The sequence below is a fragment of the Aeromonas sp. R2-2 genome, from assembly GCF_040908355.1.
Taxonomy (GTDB): domain Bacteria; phylum Pseudomonadota; class Gammaproteobacteria; order Enterobacterales; family Aeromonadaceae; genus Aeromonas; species Aeromonas veronii.
Genome location: NZ_JBFODQ010000102.1, coordinates 1 through 18,124, shown reverse-complemented (window position 1 = coordinate 18,124; position 18,124 = coordinate 1). Strand labels below are relative to the sequence as shown.

The 18,124-nt window shown below is 58.3% G+C and carries 21 protein-coding genes and 1 pseudogene; 19 read left to right on the top strand and 3 right to left on the bottom strand.

Translation table 11 applies throughout. The annotated features are described in order from the left end of the window. The 3 genes and pseudogenes from AB5Z09_RS21760 to AB5Z09_RS21750 all read left to right on the top strand — a co-directional run. Positions 1-860 (top strand): annotated as a pseudogene (locus AB5Z09_RS21760) (replication endonuclease); the annotation flags it as partial. 404 nt (positions 861-1,264) lie between these two features. Beyond that, entirely contained in the window at positions 1,265-2,350 is a 1,086-nt protein-coding gene (locus AB5Z09_RS21755) for an HD domain-containing phosphohydrolase (RefSeq protein ID WP_368196250.1), read from the top strand. A gap of 374 nt (positions 2,351-2,724) precedes the next feature. Beyond that, on the top strand, positions 2,725-4,278 hold the full coding sequence (locus AB5Z09_RS21750; RefSeq protein ID WP_368196248.1) for a methyl-accepting chemotaxis protein: 1,554 nt from the start codon (positions 2,725-2,727) through the stop codon (positions 4,276-4,278). Between the two features lie 117 nt (positions 4,279-4,395). Here the strand turns inward: AB5Z09_RS21750 and AB5Z09_RS21745 are convergent, their stop codons facing one another. Genes AB5Z09_RS21745 through AB5Z09_RS21735 form a run of 3 tightly spaced genes read right to left on the bottom strand, consistent with a single transcriptional unit; the run spans position 4,396 to position 7,527 of the window. Beyond that, positions 4,396-4,647, bottom strand: coding sequence for an ogr/Delta-like zinc finger family protein (locus AB5Z09_RS21745; RefSeq protein ID WP_368196245.1), 252 nt, complete (start codon positions 4,645-4,647; stop codon positions 4,396-4,398). Between the two features lie 58 nt (positions 4,648-4,705). Continuing rightward, complete coding sequence (locus AB5Z09_RS21740) at positions 4,706-5,719, bottom strand: phage portal protein (RefSeq protein ID WP_368196243.1); 1,014 nt, start codon at positions 5,717-5,719, stop codon at positions 4,706-4,708. Next, on the bottom strand, positions 5,716-7,527 hold the full coding sequence (locus tag AB5Z09_RS21735) for a terminase family protein (RefSeq protein WP_368196241.1): 1,812 nt from the start codon (positions 7,525-7,527) through the stop codon (positions 5,716-5,718). Before AB5Z09_RS21735 ends, AB5Z09_RS21740 begins: the two co-directional genes overlap by 4 nt. A gap of 174 nt (positions 7,528-7,701) precedes the next feature. Here AB5Z09_RS21735 and AB5Z09_RS21730 point away from each other — a divergent pair, with 174 nt between their 5' ends. The 16 genes from AB5Z09_RS21730 to AB5Z09_RS21655 form a co-directional block, all read left to right on the top strand. Further along, on the top strand, positions 7,702-8,574 hold the full coding sequence (locus tag AB5Z09_RS21730; RefSeq protein WP_368196198.1) for a GPO family capsid scaffolding protein: 873 nt from the start codon (positions 7,702-7,704) through the stop codon (positions 8,572-8,574). Positions 8,575-8,583: 9 nt separating this feature from the next. Beyond that, positions 8,584-9,633, top strand: coding sequence for a phage major capsid protein, P2 family (locus AB5Z09_RS21725; RefSeq protein WP_368196200.1), 1,050 nt, complete (start codon positions 8,584-8,586; stop codon positions 9,631-9,633). Between the two features lie 3 nt (positions 9,634-9,636). Further along, positions 9,637-10,362 carry a terminase endonuclease subunit gene (locus AB5Z09_RS21720; protein ID WP_368196202.1) on the top strand — a complete coding sequence of 242 codons (726 nt, stop codon included), beginning with the start codon at positions 9,637-9,639 and terminating at the stop codon, positions 10,360-10,362. A 116-nt stretch (positions 10,363-10,478) separates the two neighbouring features. Continuing rightward, positions 10,479-10,940 (top strand): head completion/stabilization protein, encoded by a 462-nt coding sequence (locus AB5Z09_RS21715; RefSeq protein WP_368196203.1) that lies wholly within the window; start codon positions 10,479-10,481, stop codon positions 10,938-10,940. 8 nt (positions 10,941-10,948) lie between these two features. Continuing rightward, complete coding sequence (locus tag AB5Z09_RS21710) at positions 10,949-11,461, top strand: phage tail protein (RefSeq protein ID WP_075115557.1); 513 nt, start codon at positions 10,949-10,951, stop codon at positions 11,459-11,461. Further along, positions 11,458-12,144: a phage virion morphogenesis protein gene (locus AB5Z09_RS21705; protein WP_368196205.1), complete on the top strand. Its 687-nt coding sequence runs from the start codon at positions 11,458-11,460 to the stop codon at positions 12,142-12,144. Before AB5Z09_RS21710 ends, AB5Z09_RS21705 begins: the two co-directional genes overlap by 4 nt. 4 nt (positions 12,145-12,148) lie before the next feature. Then, on the top strand, positions 12,149-13,273 hold the full coding sequence (locus tag AB5Z09_RS21700) for a DUF2586 domain-containing protein (RefSeq protein ID WP_368196208.1): 1,125 nt from the start codon (positions 12,149-12,151) through the stop codon (positions 13,271-13,273). 3 nt (positions 13,274-13,276) lie between these two features. Next, positions 13,277-13,732, top strand: a complete 456-nt coding sequence (locus tag AB5Z09_RS21695) for a phage protein (RefSeq protein ID WP_108570475.1) — start codon at positions 13,277-13,279, stop codon at positions 13,730-13,732. Between the two features lie 9 nt (positions 13,733-13,741). Then, a complete protein-coding gene (locus tag AB5Z09_RS21690) occupies positions 13,742-13,951 on the top strand; it encodes a TraR/DksA family transcriptional regulator (RefSeq protein ID WP_368196210.1) in 210 nt (69 codons plus the stop codon). A 23-nt stretch (positions 13,952-13,974) separates the two neighbouring features. After that, complete coding sequence (locus tag AB5Z09_RS21685; protein WP_075115611.1) at positions 13,975-14,292, top strand: phage holin, lambda family; 318 nt, start codon at positions 13,975-13,977, stop codon at positions 14,290-14,292. Positions 14,293-14,301: 9 nt separating this feature from the next. Continuing rightward, entirely contained in the window at positions 14,302-15,390 is a 1,089-nt protein-coding gene (locus AB5Z09_RS21680; RefSeq protein WP_368196211.1) for a site-specific DNA-methyltransferase, read from the top strand. Continuing rightward, positions 15,377-15,838 carry a glycoside hydrolase family 104 protein gene (locus AB5Z09_RS21675; RefSeq protein WP_368196214.1) on the top strand — a complete coding sequence of 154 codons (462 nt, stop codon included), beginning with the start codon at positions 15,377-15,379 and terminating at the stop codon, positions 15,836-15,838. Before AB5Z09_RS21680 ends, AB5Z09_RS21675 begins: the two co-directional genes overlap by 14 nt. After that, the gene (locus AB5Z09_RS21670; protein ID WP_368196215.1) at positions 15,835-16,278 is read left to right on the top strand and encodes a hypothetical protein; all 444 of its coding nucleotides are present in this window, start codon (positions 15,835-15,837) and stop codon (positions 16,276-16,278) included. The genes AB5Z09_RS21675 and AB5Z09_RS21670 overlap by 4 nt, the downstream gene beginning before the upstream one ends. Then, a complete protein-coding gene (locus AB5Z09_RS21665; RefSeq protein ID WP_260392951.1) occupies positions 16,211-16,405 on the top strand; it encodes a hypothetical protein in 195 nt (64 codons plus the stop codon). The genes AB5Z09_RS21670 and AB5Z09_RS21665 overlap by 68 nt, the downstream gene beginning before the upstream one ends. Further along, positions 16,402-16,665, top strand: a complete 264-nt coding sequence (locus AB5Z09_RS21660) for a putative phage tail assembly chaperone (protein ID WP_029299933.1) — start codon at positions 16,402-16,404, stop codon at positions 16,663-16,665. The genes AB5Z09_RS21665 and AB5Z09_RS21660 overlap by 4 nt, the downstream gene beginning before the upstream one ends. Positions 16,666-16,856: 191 nt before the next feature. Further along, positions 16,857-18,124: phage tail tape measure protein (locus tag AB5Z09_RS21655; protein WP_368196231.1), on the top strand; the 1,268-nt coding region annotated here is incomplete at its 3' end.

Sequence of the window (18,124 nt, the reverse complement as noted above, 5' to 3'; positions counted from 1 at the left end):
GGGCCAGTTGGTGGGGCATTCGCACCTTCCAGCAGATCGGCGGCGCCCCGGTCGGGGTATGGCGCGAGCTGCGCCGCATCAGCAACGCCAAGAAGCATGCCGATCTGGTAGGCCCACCCAAGCCCGTGCTGCAAGACCCGCGCTTTGAGGCAGCCCGCTTTGCCGCAGATAACGGCATCTTTCGCTGCTACCTGCACGCCATGGGTGGCGCACTGGCGACCCGTGCCGAACACCCCATCAAGCTGGCCCACCTCATCGAAGAGCAAGCCAACAGCTATGGCGAAGACATCAAGCGCCTGATGGGCATTACCTCTGCTCGCCTGGGTATCAAGACGCGCCTGCAAGGGTGGGAAATTGTGCCTGCCGGCACCCATGAAGCCAGGAAAGCCGCCGAGGCTGCAGCGAGGGGGGTTGGGGTTAAGACGGGCGACAGCCCGGCACCTTGGAGCTCTGACAATAACTGTACGCTACCGGATCCTGATGCCTTCACAGACCAGATCATGAGGGAGCAATGGGGGTTATCGCCCTTCTCTATCGGGCGTTTGCGGGCTGGCGCCAGTGTAAGGGCTGACGGTTTCACCCTTTGGCTGGAGAACGGACAGTTGCAGTCAAGTCGATCGCTACCAAGCGAACCAGATTGGATGCCAGAGGGCCTGGGGCCAATAGAACAGGACCTGCCGGATGAATACGCAGTGCCGGAAGGCGATCCGGACTGGCCGATGCTGGTTGAGTTGTGCGGCGAGGTCTACCAGGCACAAGGCCACACCGGGGCGCACCGCTGGATCGAGATGCTGCCCCAGCCCTATCAGTCAGATATGTGGCGTGTGCTGGAGGAGCTGGATGCGCCAGAGTGGATGTAGAAACAGAACGGATACAGTGAATAAGCGTGGGAGGTAAAGGTAGGAACTACTACCAGAGCACCGATGCCCTAATTGTCAGTTGGTAAAAGTACCACCGCTTGGTTCATAGGATGAACTCCATCCTATAGTAGCTCAGGAACCTGTGTGGGAGAACAGCAGCAGGGAAAGCAACATGCCGTAGCCTGCAATGCTGTCATTCATCACCGTGTATGGAGATGGTATTCACTGAACTGAATCCAGCTCCGCACAAAACCCTATAATTACAATGCATTATGCAATTTCATCATTCTTCATCTACAAAAAAAAGCAATTCCACTTTCAAATTACATATTTATCAACTATCCGTTATACACAGAAAGGCTAATGACATTACACCTGATTTTCATAGTGAGGATGGGATAGCTATGGATGGCTCATTTGATGAAAGATTACAGAGTATGCATGTACATCTTAAGACGCACTTAAGCAAGTTAGGGCAGGTGTCCGTTGCGATTTATGATCAACGCACCGATATGCTCAAGACATTCGCTACTAGCACGACTGAGGGCCATTCGCCATTTTTGCAATACGAGGCAAAATTAAGCGATGTTCCCTCATTACGGCATCTCGCTGAGCACAAGCAACACAGAGTCATCGACAATCTGAAACATTCTCAGGACCCTGATTCTGAGAACAATCGCAAACTGCTAGCTGCAGGTTATGCCTCCAGTTATACCGAACCATTGTGGTTCAATAATAAGCTCTTCGGGTTTCTGTTCTGTGATGCTATAGAGCCAAACTATTTTGATGAGAATGTTCAAGGCGAACTCTCCTCCTATGCTCAGATGCTGTCCAGTGTCATCGCTATGGAGTTTATGACCATCAAGATACTCGGAAGTGCTTTAGCCACAGCATTGGAGTTCAGCCGTTATCGAGATGAAGAGACTGCGAACCATCTACTCAGAATGTCGGCGTATTCTCGTACTATAGCCAAAGCTCTGGCCTCAACTCACAACCTGACTGATGAGGATGTTGAATTCATCTACCGCTTCTCAGGCCTGCATGACATTGGCAAGATTGCTATCCCCGACGCCATCTTACGGAAACCAGGTAAGTTGACTACGGAAGAGTTCGATGTAATGAAGACCCATACCATAAAAGGTAAGGTCATCATCTCGAAAATGATCTGCGAGTTTGATCTAGATGGCCTACATCATACTGACATGCTCCAAAATATCATTGCATACCATCATGAGCGTTTTGACGGTACGGGATATCCAGAGGGATTAGTAGGAGATGCAATTCCCCTTGAAGCACGCATCGTTGCCGTAGCTGATGTATTCGATGCCCTGAGTAGCCAACGCCCTTACAAACAAGCCTGGTCATTTGATGAAGCATTTACATATCTGGTAGAGATTTCAGGTAGTCATCTTGATCCTGAGTGTGTTGCTGCGGCTATTCAGAGTAAATCTGCATTTCACGCCATCTATCTACAGTATCAAGATATATAATCTGCTTTTATCAAGAATAATCTAGACAAAAAAATCATGATATTGAATAGGCTCATGTAAAGAGAGCTTTGCCGCTGGCAGAGCTCTATTATGAGAACTTCATAAATTTAACTGCAGGAGCAAACGAGTATCATATTATTTCAAACCTCATTAATAAGGAGCCGAACGAACACATTAAATTGTTTAAGGCGTAGCTATTGCATAATAGTTGTTAAAAGTACCAGCTTAAGTAAATGAATTCGAAATTTATATTTTTTGAACAAGTGTTTTGTAATCTGGCAATTTATTGACGATGGTTTCACCGTCAATAAGAGCCGTTTAAATGAACACACGTTCGATTCACGATAAAATATATATCTAAACGGGATGCTCATATGAAACACAGAATGGAGTCTGTTACAGATCATGAAGTAGAAGTGGCTGAAAATTCACAGCTTGTATCTACTACTGACCTACAAGGTGATATTACATACGCTAACCCAGATTTTTGCAAAGTCTCGGGTTACAGTTTGGATGAAATGATTGGCCAACATCACAATATGGTGCGGCACCCAGATATGCCTAAAGCTGCTTTTGCTGACTTATGGAGTAATCTAAAATCGGGCAAACCATGGCGAGGTATAGTAAAAAACCGTTGTAAAGATGGTGGTTACTATTGGGTAGACGCATATGTCACCCCCATTTATAAGGATGGCAGAGTATCAGGCTATCAATCTGTACGTTGCAAACCAGACCCTGAGCATAAAAAGCGTGCAGAAATGATATACAGAGAATTAATTTCCAATGAAAAAAATTCAAAATCAGTACTGAGATTAGGTTGGAGGAATTTAAACTTTTTAAGTCCCCTTCTATTGCTGATCAGTATAGCTGGTATCGTCTGGTTGTTACCACCAGTGCAATCTCTTTTTATAATAATGCCCTTGATAATGGCCATCATGTTGAACCGTCACCAATTATTGTTAACCCCCAGCTTTTTAAATGATTTAAAAAAAGATTACGATAGTATTAGTCGCCTCATCTTTTCTGGTGATTCCCCACACAGCATTGCAGATTTCCACATAAAGCTTTGGCAAGCCAGAATACGTACAGTGCTTGGGCGCGTGGACGATGCAACATTTTCATTAAAAACTATGGCAAATGAACTTCGTGGTTCTGCGTCATCAGCAAGCAACGATATAACTGCCCAGGATTTACAGATCCAACAAGTAGCTACCGCGGTAACACAAATGGCTTCGGCAGCAGAAGAAATAAGCCGAAACATTCAGGACAGCAACAGTCAGATTGAGAATGCTCGAAGTCACTGCGTTATGACAAATAAGCAGCTGCAAGCTGTAGGATCAGATATTTCCGATTTAGCTATTCAAGCAAAAAATGCTTTTGAATCTGCTTTATCTCTATCTAATGAGTCAGATCGGATTGGCTCGATCATGTCTGAAATCCAAGGTATCGCAGATCAAACCAATCTTTTGGCACTAAATGCAGCTATTGAAGCAGCAAGAGCCGGAGAACAAGGTCGTGGTTTTGCTGTTGTTGCTGATGAAGTTCGCAACTTATCAACTCGAACACACAAAGCTACTGAGCAAATTCAGAGTAGTATTGGACATATTCAGAGTACACTTGGGCAGTGGAAGGACATGATGAACTTGAATGTAACCAGGACGAATGAATGCCTTGTAAGCACCAGTCAAAGCTCAGACAATTTAAATAAAGTTGTCATTGAAATTGATAAAGTATCTGATCTTTCACATCAGATATCTTCGGCTGCAGCACAACAACAGGTTGTCATAGAAGAAATAAGCAGAAATATAAACTCCATATCATCATTCTCTAATGAAAATAGTAAAAAAATATGCCAGGTTAGTAACACCAGCGAACATTTACTCAGACGGGCTAGTGAGCTGAAAGAGCTAAGCAAGACATTTGGTTGATCCTGACTACCGTCCCCCAAGTCTACATATCTAGTTATCACCTGACACCGGTCTCAAACCGGTGTTTTGTCTACACTGCCTTAGTGCGCAATTCCTTTAATGCTTTCAGGCGGGGCGCTATTGCGCCCCCAGTCCTTTCAGTACCAACTGCCGCCCCTCTGGCGTCAGTGACCCCATCAAGCTGAGCACCAGTTGGTTGGTGGTCTTGGCCGAGGGGCTTAGGGTGTGGGCGAACGACAAGGTGGCCACCCAGCTGTGGCCACACTCGGCATCGGTGCACTGGCAGTAGAGATCCGAGACATCCTCGCTCAGCCGGTTGGTTTTGGTAATGCGGCCCCGCTGGCCACACACTTTGCAATAAACCCGCATTACGCCCCCTTTTCTATCCAAATCAACAGCCTATCTTGCCACAGCAAACACTGTTTGTTTATACAGTTGAACCGATATTCTCCCGAAAATCGACCCAGAGGGAGCGAGGGAGTCCCGCGCTGTTGATGGCATCCTGGATAAGCTCGCACAGCGGCAGCACCTCGTTGCGGGCATAGGTCGCATCGTACTTCTCGGGATCCCCGAGCCCTCCCCCACCATTGGTCGGAATGATGCCGGCCAGCGCTGCCGGAAAGCGGTGTGATGTCAATACATCCTGAGCGGTGATCCCCTTGATGGCGGCAAACTCGTCCTTGGTGGCAATGTCCCCCACCGGGATCAGCTTGATGCCATCGGGCTTGCCGTCCGGGATGTTGACGAACATGGAGCGGAAGTTCCCCACCCCCTTGCTGCTGGCAATCATCTCCTTCATCTCCTCCTCGGTGTCGTCATCCATGTTCGGGTCGGTGGCGTAGAAGATGAAGCCCATGTGGGCGCCGTTGAGGAAGTATTTGCGCCGAAACAGGGTGGCATCCTGGTTAAGCAGGGCCGACTGCAGGCCGCCCAGGTAATCGGGCATGCCGTAGATCTGCTGCTCGGGGTCGTACTGGGCTAGCCAGATGACATCATCCGGTCGGTAAATCAGGTGCGGCTTGCCCTGCTGCAGGTAAACAAAGCAGCCATCCTCGCGCCGGCGCAGGTAGACGCTGGAGAGCGGCAGCAGCCCCACCACTTGGTTAAACCCGTTGCGCAGCTTGAGCAGCCCCGCGTCCCCGAACTGCAGGTAGTTGTGGGCAAAGGCGGTGACCGTAGTGCGCAGGTTGGTAAAGCGCCCCGCCACCATGTTGCGGCGCGCCATCAGGATGGCCCCGTGGTGGGCATTGGCCCGCACCACCTTGGCCAGCCCTTTGCGCTCGATAGGCGGCTGGTAATACTCGCCATAGGGGTTGTAAAACACCCCGGTGTAATCAGTCATCCAGGCCGTGGGGTCGATGGCCTCCGGCATGCTGAACGCCACCGCGCTCTTTGCAGGGGTGGTCGCCCGAGCTGGTTGGGGTTTGTGTCGCTTGGTCATGCTGCCTTTCTCTCCTGGCTGGTTGCCCAGGTGGATTTTCGTTTGCGGGTGGTATCGAGCGGCTCGTTGGCCACGGCGTGGGCGATGGCAAAAAAGACGTCGGCGTGACCGGTCACATTGTCCCGAGCGGCCCGAAACGTCATCTGACCGCCGCCGGTGGTGCTGCGCTTGATGGCAAGGAACGCCAGCGGAATATCCCGATCCGCGCTGTCCCACTCGATGCGGTTCGCCTCCACCACGTCGATCATCTTGAGGACCAGCCGCGATTTACTCTCGATGCTGTAGTTGATGGGGTGGCATATGCCTTTGAAGGTGGGCTTCAAGAGGTCATAGACCCCGGCGCCAATGCCGGAGACATCGACCCCGAGATACGTGACCCGGAATTTCTTGGCGATGCGCTCTATCTCCTGCGCCTGGTACTGGAAGTTGAGCCCGCGCCAGTAGTGCTTCTCGAGCACCCGGAACCGTTCGCCGGCGACCATGGGCGGGGCAACCACTACCAGGGTGGCGTTATCGCGAGTGCGGCTCGGGTCGTAACCCAGCCACACCTCGCGCCGGCCAAACGGGTCGGGCCGTCCGGGCTTGTAGTCCTCCCAGCGGCTGGGGTCTACCCCTGCCCGCTCCATATCCTGGAACTTGAACACCGACAGCGCATCGTCGATAAAGCGACACATGTAGAGGCGGTCGAACACCTCCTCCGGGTACTCGTCTTTAAGCTCCTCGATGTCGATGAGGTGGCAACCGAGGCGTAGGGCATCCTCGATGGTGATGACGTAACGCCACTGCCGATCGGGGCAGACGCGGCCACCGTCGCGCAGGTCATCTTCACCAGGGAAGTCGATGGCCACCCGGCTCGGGCGCTGGCCCTTCCAGCGATCCCCGGTCCAGAACCGGTACGCCTCATGCACCTTGCTCGATGGGGTCGAGAAGTAGGTCTTGCGCCAGCGGCTCTGGGTCGCCATGGCGCTGGCCACGTCGGAGAGCTTCTCGAAGTTGGGGATCCAGAAATACTCGTCGATATAGACGTTGCCGGAGCGGGACTGGGCGCTGTTGGAGTTGGTGGAGCAAAAATGCAGCTCCGCCCCGTTCGACAGGACGATGGGGTTACCGGTCAGGGTGACACCGAGGAAGGTCTGGGCAATCTTGCAGATATAGGAGCGGAACACCTCCGCCTGGGCGCGGGTGGCTGACAGGAATATCTGGTTGCCACCGGTGAGCACCGCATCTTCCAGCGCCTCGCCGGCGAAGTAGTAGGTCATGCCGATCTGGCGGGATTTGAGGATGTTGCGGGTACGCGGTAGCGTCGGGTCGTTCTTCGCCTCCCGGCAGCGCAACTGATAGCCAAATAGGGTACCCAGCCACTCGGCAAAGTCATCGGCCGTCAGGTGGCTGACCTCGTTCTTGCCCTTCTTGCCGCCCTTGCTGCCACCATCCTGGCCACCCCGCCCCCGTGGGGTTCGCTGCGGGGCGGGTTCCTCTCCTACTTCACGTTGGGCCTTGATGGCCTGCTGGCGCTCGGCCCACTTGATGGCCTTCTCTTTGAGGCTGACATGGTGGCCGATAAGTCGGTCCAGTTCGTCCAGCTCAGCGCTGGTTTTCTTCTCCCGCCCGAGCAGCGACTGCACCCGGCGGGCAATGGCATCCTCCACCGCCTCTTCGGTCAGCAGATCGCGCCAACCGTACTTCTCGGCCCAAAAGTAGACCACACGGCAGGAGTTGAGCCCCAGTTCGTCCTTGATCTCCTGGGGTGTCCATCGTTTAAGGTAGAGTCCCCGCGCGGCATTGCGGATCTCTTCGGGATACGCCACGGCGCCTCCATCAGGTGAATGATGGCGCCATCATAGCCAGCCCCTCCCCTTGCTTATCTCACTGATGTTCCACGCAATTCGGATATCCCACTGGATCCGAATCGCCACGAACACAACTGGATGAAACCCCCTTGCCGACCCGATAGCCTGACCCCGCATCTATTGGGAGCAGGCATGAACGAATCAACCTTGAGAACTGGCTGGGTCTGTATCGCCACCGAAGGCAAAGCGGTGGATGGGCGGGATATTACCCGCGACTGGCTCACCGACATGGCCGAGACCTACGATCCGACCTATTACACCGCCGTCATCTGGCCCGAGCACGATCGCTGGTCCAGCTATGGCACGGTGCAGGCGCTCAAGACCGAAGAGGTGGATGGCAAGCTCAAGCTGTTCGCCATCCTCTGTCCGAATCGCGATCTCATCTACTACAACCAGAACGGTCAGTACCAGTTCTGCTCCATCGAACCCTTCGAGAACTTCGCCGATCTGGGGCGTACCTACCTGCTGGGCCTTGGCGTCACCGATGAGCCCGCCAGCACCGGCACCACCCATCTCAAGTTCAGCAACAGCAACAAGGGACAGACCGTTGGCACCAGCGAGCCGCTGGACCTCTCCATGTTCAAGCTACCCAAGCACGAGAAGGCCGATGGCCTGATCGCCAAGTTTTTCAGCTTCCTGGCCAGTCATGGCGAGCAAGCGCCCACGACTCCCCCCAGCCAACCCGAGGATGAGGAAATGAAACCAGAACAGTTCGATCAGATGCTGGGGGCTCTTAACGGCCTTGGCACCAAGATCGATGCCTTCAGCACCAAGCTGGACGCCAAACCGGCCACCGACGACACCACCCAACCGGTCACCGAGCCCGCAAAGGTGGGGGAGCAACCCGGCATCACCACCGAGCAGTTCAGCAAGCTGGAACAGACCCTGGCCAGCCTGACCGACAAGTTCGGCGAGCTGAACAGCAAGATCGACCAGTTCTCTGTCGAGAAGCCGGGCCAGCGCCCGGACGCCCTCGGCGGTGACGATACCCCTGCAGTCTATTAAGGAGCGACCGTGAGCCAGACCCTTACCGTCCAGGCCATGCAGCGCCTGGAGCAATACAACAATGCCCTGGCCAAGGCCTACGGCATCCCCGTTAACGCGCTGGCCAAGCAGTTCAGCGTCACCGGTCCGGTGGAGACGGGCCTTCGCGCCGCGCTGCTCGCCTCCGTCGAGTTCCTCGGACTCATAACTTGCCTCGACGTAGATCAGATCAAGGGCCAGGTGGTGCAAGTGGGCATCGGCAAGCTGTTCACCGGCCGCAAGAAGGATGGCCGCTTTAACGGCAAGATCGGCGTCGCCGGCAACACCTATGAGCTGACCGAGACTGACTCCTGTGCCTCGCTCGACTGGGCGACCCTGTGCGTCTGGGCCAATGCGGGCAGCGAAGGCGAGTTCCTGCGCCTGGTGGGCGATTTCATCAACAAGGCGTTTGCCCTGGACATGCTGCGCGTCGGCTGGAACGGCGTGGAAGCGGCCGACGACACCGACCCGAAAGCCCATCCGCTGGGTGAAGACGTCAACAAAGGCTGGCACCAGCTGGCCCGCGAGTGGAACGGTGGCAGCCAGATCATCAAGGCCGAGGCTGGCAAGAAGATCCACTTCGACCCGGACGGCAAGGGGGATTACAAGACCCTGGACGAGATGGCCTCCGACCTTATCAACACCACCATCGATCCGCTGTTCCGCCAAGACCCGCGTCTGGTCGTGCTGGTCGGTACCGACCTGGTGGCCTCGGCCCAGGCCAAGCTCTACAGCGAAGCCACCAAGCCGACCGAGCAGATCGCCGCCCAGAAGCTGGCCGAGTCCATTGCCGGGCGCAAGGCCTACATCCCGCCCTTCTTCCCGGGCAAGCGGATGGTGGTCACCACCCTCGACAACTTGCACATCTACACCCAGCGCGGTACCCGCAAGCGCAAGGCCGACGATAACCAGGACAAGAAGTGCTTCGATAACCAGTACTGGCGGATGGAAGGCTACGCCATCGGCGAATACCTGGCCTATGGCGGCTTTGAAGAGGCCGACATCGAGATCGGCTCCGCCCCCACTGCGCCGAGCGAGTAACCCATGAGCTCACCGGGTCAACGCCACAAGCAACGGGTGCAAGCCATGCAGGGGGCCGCGCAGGCCGCCTGCACGGGCATGGCCACCGGCGCGGTGGCGGACAGCCTGCACCTGCAGATGATTGCCCTGGAACAGGACATCGCTCGCCTGCGCAAGCTGGCCCGCATTGGGGATCGGGTGAACATGAAGCGCAGCGAACTGATGCCCAAATACCGCCCCTATGTGGAGCGCTATCTGGCCAGCGTGGCCGAGTCCGGTCAGCCCTATCAGAACGAGCTGTTTCAACTGCTCACCGTCTGGGCCTTCGATGTCGGGGATTTCGACACTGGCATCGCCTGGGCCGAACTTGCCATTACTCAAGGCCAGCGCACCCCGAGCAACATCAAGCGGGACTGGGCCCACTTTGTGGCCGACACCGTGCTGGAGTGGGCCGAGAAGCAAGCGGCCGAGGGCCATGCGGTCGAGCCCTGGTTCTCCCGGGTGTTCGACAAGGTACGAGATGACTGGCGCCTCAACGAGAAGCTCACAGCCAAGTGGTTCAAGGCCGCGGGCTGTCTGCTGCTACGTGACCAGGATGGCCAGCCGCGTCCGAGTGCCGTGGGGGACTCCGCCCCCCTGGAGCAGGCCGACCACTGGCTGGCCCAGGCAGAAAAGCTGCACAGCAAGGTGGGGGTCAACACCTTGCGCCAGAAGATTGCCATGCGCCTGCGGGTGCTCAATCCCGAATAACAAACCGACTCTCCGCGCCGTCGCACCCCGGCGCGAATGCCATGGAGCACCTTTGGCGACCCCAGCGGCAATTGCGTGGCTACAGGGGTGCACCTATTCAACCAGCGAGGTCACTGATGTTTGCAGGCAAGGATATCGACTACAGCGCCGCCACTATCCGCAATGACGGGTTTTGGCCCGATGTGGCCGTGGCCGATTTTGAACGCCGCCGCGCCCTGCCTGCCGACCTTGACCCGCAAACCACCGGCGCCGCCCTGCTGGCGGCCATCTCGGAAATCAACCTGCAGCTGGCGATGCGCCAGGCTGCGCTGATGGCCGAGGGCTATGCCAGTGCCGCCGAGGTGCCGGGGCCAAGCCTGCAAGGCAGCACCAATGCGTTGACCGAGCAGTATCTGGCCGCGGTGTTTGCCCGCGCCAAGGCGGCCCTCTTGCCGGAGTTCGCCTGCGTCACCGAGCGGCCGGCTGCCAACAACCTGGCCGAGCGGGCACCGGAACAACGGGCCCAGCTGCTGGCCGAGAGTCAGCAGCTGGTGCGCAGCATCAAAGGCAAACACCGCGCGGGGGTCTCGTTGATATGAGTAAAGAGATGAGTGAACAGCAGGCCCAGGGCTATTTCCTGCACGCCCTCCACGCCGAGCTCAACCGGGTGCTGCCGGCCAAGTGCCGCAAGTCCCTCGATAGCTGGATGGAGAACGGAACGATCCGCCTCGAATCCCGCAACATGGGCCCGACCGGGGTGGACGTGGCCTGGCTCACCTATCAGGCGGTGTTCATCGTTGAACAACTGCCCTTTCGTGAGCTGGATCCGGCCATCGTCTTGGCAGCCGTGGCCGCCTGGGTGCAGGAGCACGACTCGTTTCGCGAACAGTTTGAGCTGGCCGACCCGGAATACGCGGTGACCCCGAACGATGAGAAGAGTGCCGACCTCGAGATCCAGCTCGCCTTTACCGAGCCGCTGCGCCTTATCGAGCACCCGAGCGGCCCCATCAACTGGCTCGGCAAGTGCTGGCAGGTGGCCCCCTATGAGATCTGGGTGGCCGACCACATCGACATGAACGTCGGTGATACCGGCCATCACCAGGTAGGTGGCCCGGCATGATCACCATCACCCTGGACGCCCGCCGCAGCCAGGACCTGCTCAACCTGCTGGCCCTACCGCCCCAGAAGCGCAAGCGCTTGGTGTGGCGCGCCGCGGCCGAGCTCAAAAAGCTGGCGGCCCGTCATGTACGCCAGCAGCAAGACCCCAACGGTCAGCCCTGGGCGCCGCGCAAGCGGGGCAAACGCAAGATGCTGCGCGGCCTGCCCAAACTGCTGGAGATCCACGCACCCGGCCAGGACGTGGCAGAGCTCGGGTTCAAACGGGGGACGATGAACGTCCATGCCGGGGTTATCGCCAACACCCACCAGAAGGGACACACCTATCAGGTGACCGCGGCCAGCCGGCGCCGCATTGCCCCCAGTGAAGGCGGTAAGCAAAAACCGGCGACCAAGGCGCAAGCCCGCAAACTGCGCGAGCTCGGGTTCAAGCGCCCTGGGGCACGCAAGGGGTCATACCGCTCGGCGTCGCTCGGCTGGATCACCGGCAATCTCAACTACGCCCAGGCGGGATTGCTTATCAGGAAACTCAAGGATGAACCAGTGAAAACGCGCTGGGAGATTGAGCTCCCTGCCCGCCCATTCCTCGGCGCCAACGCCAAGCAACGGGAGCAAGCCTTTGCCCGCGCCCTGCAGAGCATCGACTACGGCTGGGACGTCAACAAGCAAGAGATGAAGGGGAAATAACGCCATGTGGCCTTATGTACAGATCAACAACTTGAACCAGATGCAGGGGCCGGTGACCGAGGTCGAGCGCCACCTGCTGTTTGTCGGCACGGCGCCAAGCAATACCGGCAAGCTGCTCTCCCTCAATACCCAGAGCGACTTTGACAAGCTGCTGGGCGAGCCCGCCAGCGAGCTCAAAACCAACCTGCAGGCCGCCATGGCCAACGCGGGCCAGAACTGGACGGCCGCCGCCTTTGTGCTGCCCACCGACATGGACTGGAAAGATGCCGTCCGTGAGGCACAGAAGACCCAATCCTTTGAAGGGGTGGTGGTGCTGGGGCAAGAGTGGGACGAGGCGAAGATCAACGCCGCCCACGCGCTGAACCAGGAGCTGATCGCCAAGTGGGGTCGCTGGCAGTTCATGCTGCTGGCGGTCGCGGGGATCAATGCCGCCGAGCAGGATGGCCAGAGCTGGAGCGACTACGAGGCCGCCCTGGTCACCCTGCAAGATGGCATCAAGGCCGAGTCCGTTACCCTGCTGCCGCAGCTGTGGCCCAACCTCGCCGGTGCCTATGCCGGTCGCCTGTGCAACCGGGCGGTGAGCATTGCCGATACCCCGTGCCGGGTCAAAACCGGTGCCCTGATCGGCCTTGGCAACAAGCCCAAGGACAAGGACGGGGTCGAGTTGCCGCTGGCGACCCTGCAGACCCTGGAGCAGAACCGCTACTCGGTGCCGATGTGGTACCCGGACTATGACGGTATCTATTGGGCTGACGGCCGCACCCTGGACGCCGAGGGCGGCGACTACCAGGTGATCGAAAACCTGCGGGTGGCCTACAAGGTGGCGCGCCGGATGCGGGTGCGCGCCATCGCCCGTATCGGCGATCGCTCGTTCAACTCCACTCCGGGCAGCACGGCCGCCGCCATCCTCTACTTTGGCAAAGACCTGCGCGAGATGGCCAGGACCACCACCATCAACGGCCAGCCGTTCCCGGGCGAGATCACCTCCCCTCGGGATGGCGATATCGCTATCCAGTGGACCGACAAAAACCACGTCTCCATCTACGTGGTGATCCGCACCGTGGACTGCCCCAAGGGGATCACCATCAACATCATGCTCGATCTGAGCCTCACCAATGGGGAGGGCTAACCCATGACAAGACGCATTTCAGGGCAGAGCTTCGACATTGAACTGCTGGGCACCATGGTGCACGTCGAGAAGGCCAGCCTCACCATCACCGACAGCAGCGCCGTGGCGCAGACCCGCGGCATCCCTGACGGCTTTGTGGATGGCGAGGTATCGGCCGAGTGCGAGTTCGAGCTCGATGCCAAGAACTTCAAGCTGCTGAGCGATGCCGCCAAACGGGCCGGCAGCTGGCGCGGGCTGAAACCGGACGATGTGCTGTTCTACGCCGACACCGGCGACGAAACCATGAAGGTGGAGGCCTTCGGGGTGAAGCTGCAGATCGCCGACCTGCTCGATATCGACCCCAAAGGGGGAAGCAAGGGGGTGCACAAGCTCAAGGGCATCGTCACCTCCCCCGACTTCGTTCACATCAATGGCGTGCCGTACCTCTCGGATGATGACACCCGCCACCTCAAAGGGTAAGGGGGCCAGGTGGACGATATTGACCGCGCAAACAGCCACGCCGCCCGGATGCTGGCCGTGCATCTGGCCAACCAGGTGGGCAAAGGGCGCTACCAGGGGGAGAGCCGGCACCGCTGCGAAGAGTGCGACGACCCCATCCCGGCAGCACGCCGTCAACATGTGCCGGGGGTGCGGCTGTGCGTCCCCTGTCAGACCCGCCTTGAGAGGCTGGGCCGCTAACCAGAGCAACGGACATGAACGCCATGCCCCATAAAGACCCCACTCTCTGGGCCCTGCTACTGGCCTGGTTGATGGACAACATGCCCACCGTCTATGGCACTGCGTTAGCAGTATTAACGGCTTGGCTACGCATCACCTATGGCGGTGGCAGTGGTCGCCGCAGGCTCCTGGAGTCCGTCTTGTGCGGGGCCATCACCTTGGCATTTATCAGTGCCTTTGGCTGGTTCGGGATCCCTGGAGAGGCGGCAGGATTTGTAGGCGGCATGGTAGGCCTTATCGGTGTTGAGACTATTCGCGGCCTTGCCGAGCGGTGGCTCAACGCCAAATTACCGAAGGAGTGAACAGACGTGATGACTGATCAAATGCATATCCACAAAATCAACGACCGCATCAAGCTGGTAAATGCGGATTCGCTGGTTTACCTGAAAACCATGCCCTCTCACAGCCTGGATCTGGTAGCGGTAGACCCGCCCTACTTCCGGGTAAAAGATCTGGACTGGGATAACCAGTGGCCAGACGTCAGCGCCTACCTGGATTGGCTAGAACAGTGTGTGATCGAGTTTGCCCGCATCCTCAAGCCGAACGGATCGCTCTATCTGTTTTGCAGTCCCGGGCTCAATGCCGATATCGAACTCTTGGTACGCAAGCACTTCAAGGTATTGAGCCACATCGTCTGGGCCAAACCCTCGGGGGTGTGGAATCGCACGGACAAATCCGCCCTGCGCAATTTCTGGCCCGCCAGTGAACGCATCATTTTTGCCGAGCAGCTGGACGCCCATGGCATGGCGCAACAAAGCGGCTATCGCCAGGCCTGCCAGACGCTGCGTGTTCAGGTGATGCAGCCGCTGATCGACTACTTCCAACAAGCCAAAGCGGCCTGTGGCATCTCCAACAAGGAGATCGACCAGGCAATGGGGTGCCAGATGGCCGGGCACTGGTTCGGTCGCAGCCAGTGGAGCCTGCCAAGCGAAGCACAATACGCCCGCTTGCAAGCCCTGTTCGCCAAGAAGGCTGACGCCCTTTGCCAGCCTCATCATCAACTCAAAGAGACCTATCAGGGATTGCATCGCACCTACCAAACCCTGGTAGCCAGTTATGACGAGCTGAAGGCCGAGTATGAGCGACTGCGCCGCCCTTTCAGCGTCACCAAGGATGTCCCCTTTACAGATGTCTGGTCTTACCCCTCGGTGCAAGCCTACCCCGGGAAACACCCGTGCGAAAAACCCGCCGCCATGATGGAACACATTGTGCGCACCAGCAGCCGGCCGGGTGATGTGGTCGGTGACTTCTTTATGGGCTCGGGGGCTACCGGCAAGGCTGCCTGGCGGCTTGGCCGCCGTTTCGTCGGCGTGGAGCTGGAAACCCCGCGGTTTTCCCAAACATGCCGGGAGTTTCAGACCCTTGTCAGTCAGGAGGAAAAACACCATGCCACGCAGTAACTGCCACCCGCAGGTGGCCGCGTTTCTCGACATGATTGCCTATGCCGAAGGCACCAAGGACCGGGGCGATGACGGATACAACAAGCTGGTCAATCCGGCGGGGTTCTTTGAGAGCTACGCCACCCACCCGAACGTGCTGGTGCAGGTCAACAAGACCCTGAGCAGCACCGCGGCTGGCCGCTATCAGTTCCTGTCAAAGCACTGGACCCACTACCGCGACCAGCTCGGGCTGCCTGACTTTGGCCCCGCCTCGCAAGACACCTGGGCGATCCAGCTTATTCGCGAGCGCAAGGCGTTGGACGATGTGCTTAAAGGACGAATCCCCCAAGCGGTGGCCAAGTGCGCCAACATCTGGGCCAGCCTGCCGGGGGCCGGCTACGGTCAGCGCGAGCACCAGCTGGCAGACCTGCAGGCCAAATTCACCGAGTTTGGCGGGGTACTGGCATGAGCACCTTCAAGGCACAGCTCTCCAATGTGCTGCTGGTACTGGTGCTGGTGATGGGCGCAGCCCTGTTTCTTGGCAGCCGGATGCTGGAGAGCCGGGGCAAGGCGCTGGCCACCGCCAACGAGACCATCAACACCTTGCAGCAGACCAACGAGCAGCAGGCCAGCCAGCTGGTGACGTTGCAGCGCGATGCCGCGGGGCTGCGCAAATTGCTGGGCACCCAGAGCGCCGCCCTAGCCGAGCTAGACCAACAACAGAGGAAAACCGCCGATGAACTGGAACAAGCGCTGGCCACGCCGCCGGCGGGCCGCCCGGACTGTGCTCGCGAGCCTCTGCCTGACGCTGCTTTGCGCCTGCTCCAGCCAGCCCCAGACCGTGGTGCAAACGCAAGTCATCAAGCGGCTACCGCCGCCGGGGCTGGTGCCCCACTGCCCGGAGCCTGATTTCACGGGGCGCACCTACGGCGACGCCGTACGGTTTATCCCCACCCTGCAGATGGCGCTGCGCCGCTGCCAAACCCAAATCAACACCCTGAACCACTGGATTGAACAAGAGGAAACCACCCCATGACCACTCCCATCATCACCCTGGACGTCGCCGGCAAAGAGCTGAAATTCGCCCCCACCATGGTGGCCTACAACGGCTTTATCAACGACATGATGCCAAGCGACAAGGTAGCGCCGGCCCACAACTACCTGAAAAAGATCGTCTGCCAGGAGAGCAAAGAGGCGCTCGATGAGCTGCTCAAACGCCCGGGCGCGGCGCTGCAGCTGGCAGGCGCCATTAACCAGCAGTTCGCCCCCGACCTAGAGATCACCGTAAAAAACTGACGGCGCGCGCCGAGGCCATCGAGCGCAATCACCTGGAGCAGGCGCTGGCGCTGCGGCGCCACTACCTGCCCCATGACGAAGACGATATCGACAGCCTGGCCCGCGCCCTCTGGTTAGACCGACACACCCGGGAGTCCTACGCCGCTGCAGTGGCTGAGGGCATCGCCAACGCATTCAACGGATAACGACCTATGGCCTGGATGGAAAAATTGATGATGCAGGTGGCTTTGGTGGATCAGGTCACCAAGCCCCTTGCTGGCATCAATGCCCAGATGGACAAGGTCAGCAAGGCCGGCCGTCAGGGCTGGAGCAGCATGGCAATGGGGGCCACCACGGTGGTCGCCGGCGGCATGGCGATCCAGTCTGCCCTCGGCCCGGCCATCGAGATGGACAGGGCGCTAGCGGAGGTGGCCTCGCTCGATGTGCAAAAGGATGTGCTCGGGGCGCTCGGCCGCGAGGCGTTGAAACTCTCTATCCAGTACGGGGAGTCGGCCACCGAGATTGTCCGCTCCTCCTACGATATCCAGTCAGCAATCGCGGGGCTCGAAGGTAACGAGCTGCCCGCCTTTACCCGCGCCTCGACCACGCTAGCCAAGGCGACCAAGGCCGACACCGCCACCATCACCAACTACATGGGCACCATGTACGGCATCTTCGAGCAGCAGGCCAAGCAGATGGGCAAGGCCAACTGGGTCGAGGATGTGGCCGGCAAGACCGCGCTCGCGGTGCAACTTTTCAAGACCACCGGCCAGGGCATGGCCGATGCGTTCGGGGCAATTGGCGCCAACGCCACCGCCGCCGGCATCGCGATGGACGAGCAGTTCGCGGTACTCGGCCAGCTGCAGGCCACCATGAGTGGCGGCGAGGCCGGTACCAAGTTCAAAGCGTTTCTGGCAGGCGTCGGCAATGCCCAGAAGGCGCTCGGCATCCAGTTCACCAATGCCGCAGGCAACATGCTGCCGGTGCTCACCATGCTGGACAAACTCAAGGCACGTTATGGCGAGACCCTGAGCGTGGCCGAGGGGGACGAGCTCAAGAAGGCATTCGGCTCGGATGAGGCGGTCAGCATGATCAAGCTCCTGATGACCAACACCAAGGGGCTTGCCACCAACATCAATGCGCTGGCCAACACCCACGGCATGGGCAAGGCCGAGCAGATGGCCGCCGCCATGACTGACCAGTGGCAGCGGGTCGAGCAAGCCTGGTTTGCCATCCGCGCCGCCGCGTTCGGGGTGGTACTGCCCGCTATCAACGCCGTGATGAGCGTCTTTGCCGATGGCGCCAACGAGGTGCTGCGCTGGACGCATCTTTTCCCGAACCTGACCAAGGTCATCAGCTATGCCCTGCTGGCCATCGTGGGGTTGAGCATGGTCACCGGTACCTGGATGCTGATCGCCGGCTTGGCCAAGCTGGCCACCCTGGGGCTTGGTATCGCCTGGTCCATCATCACCGCCCCGCT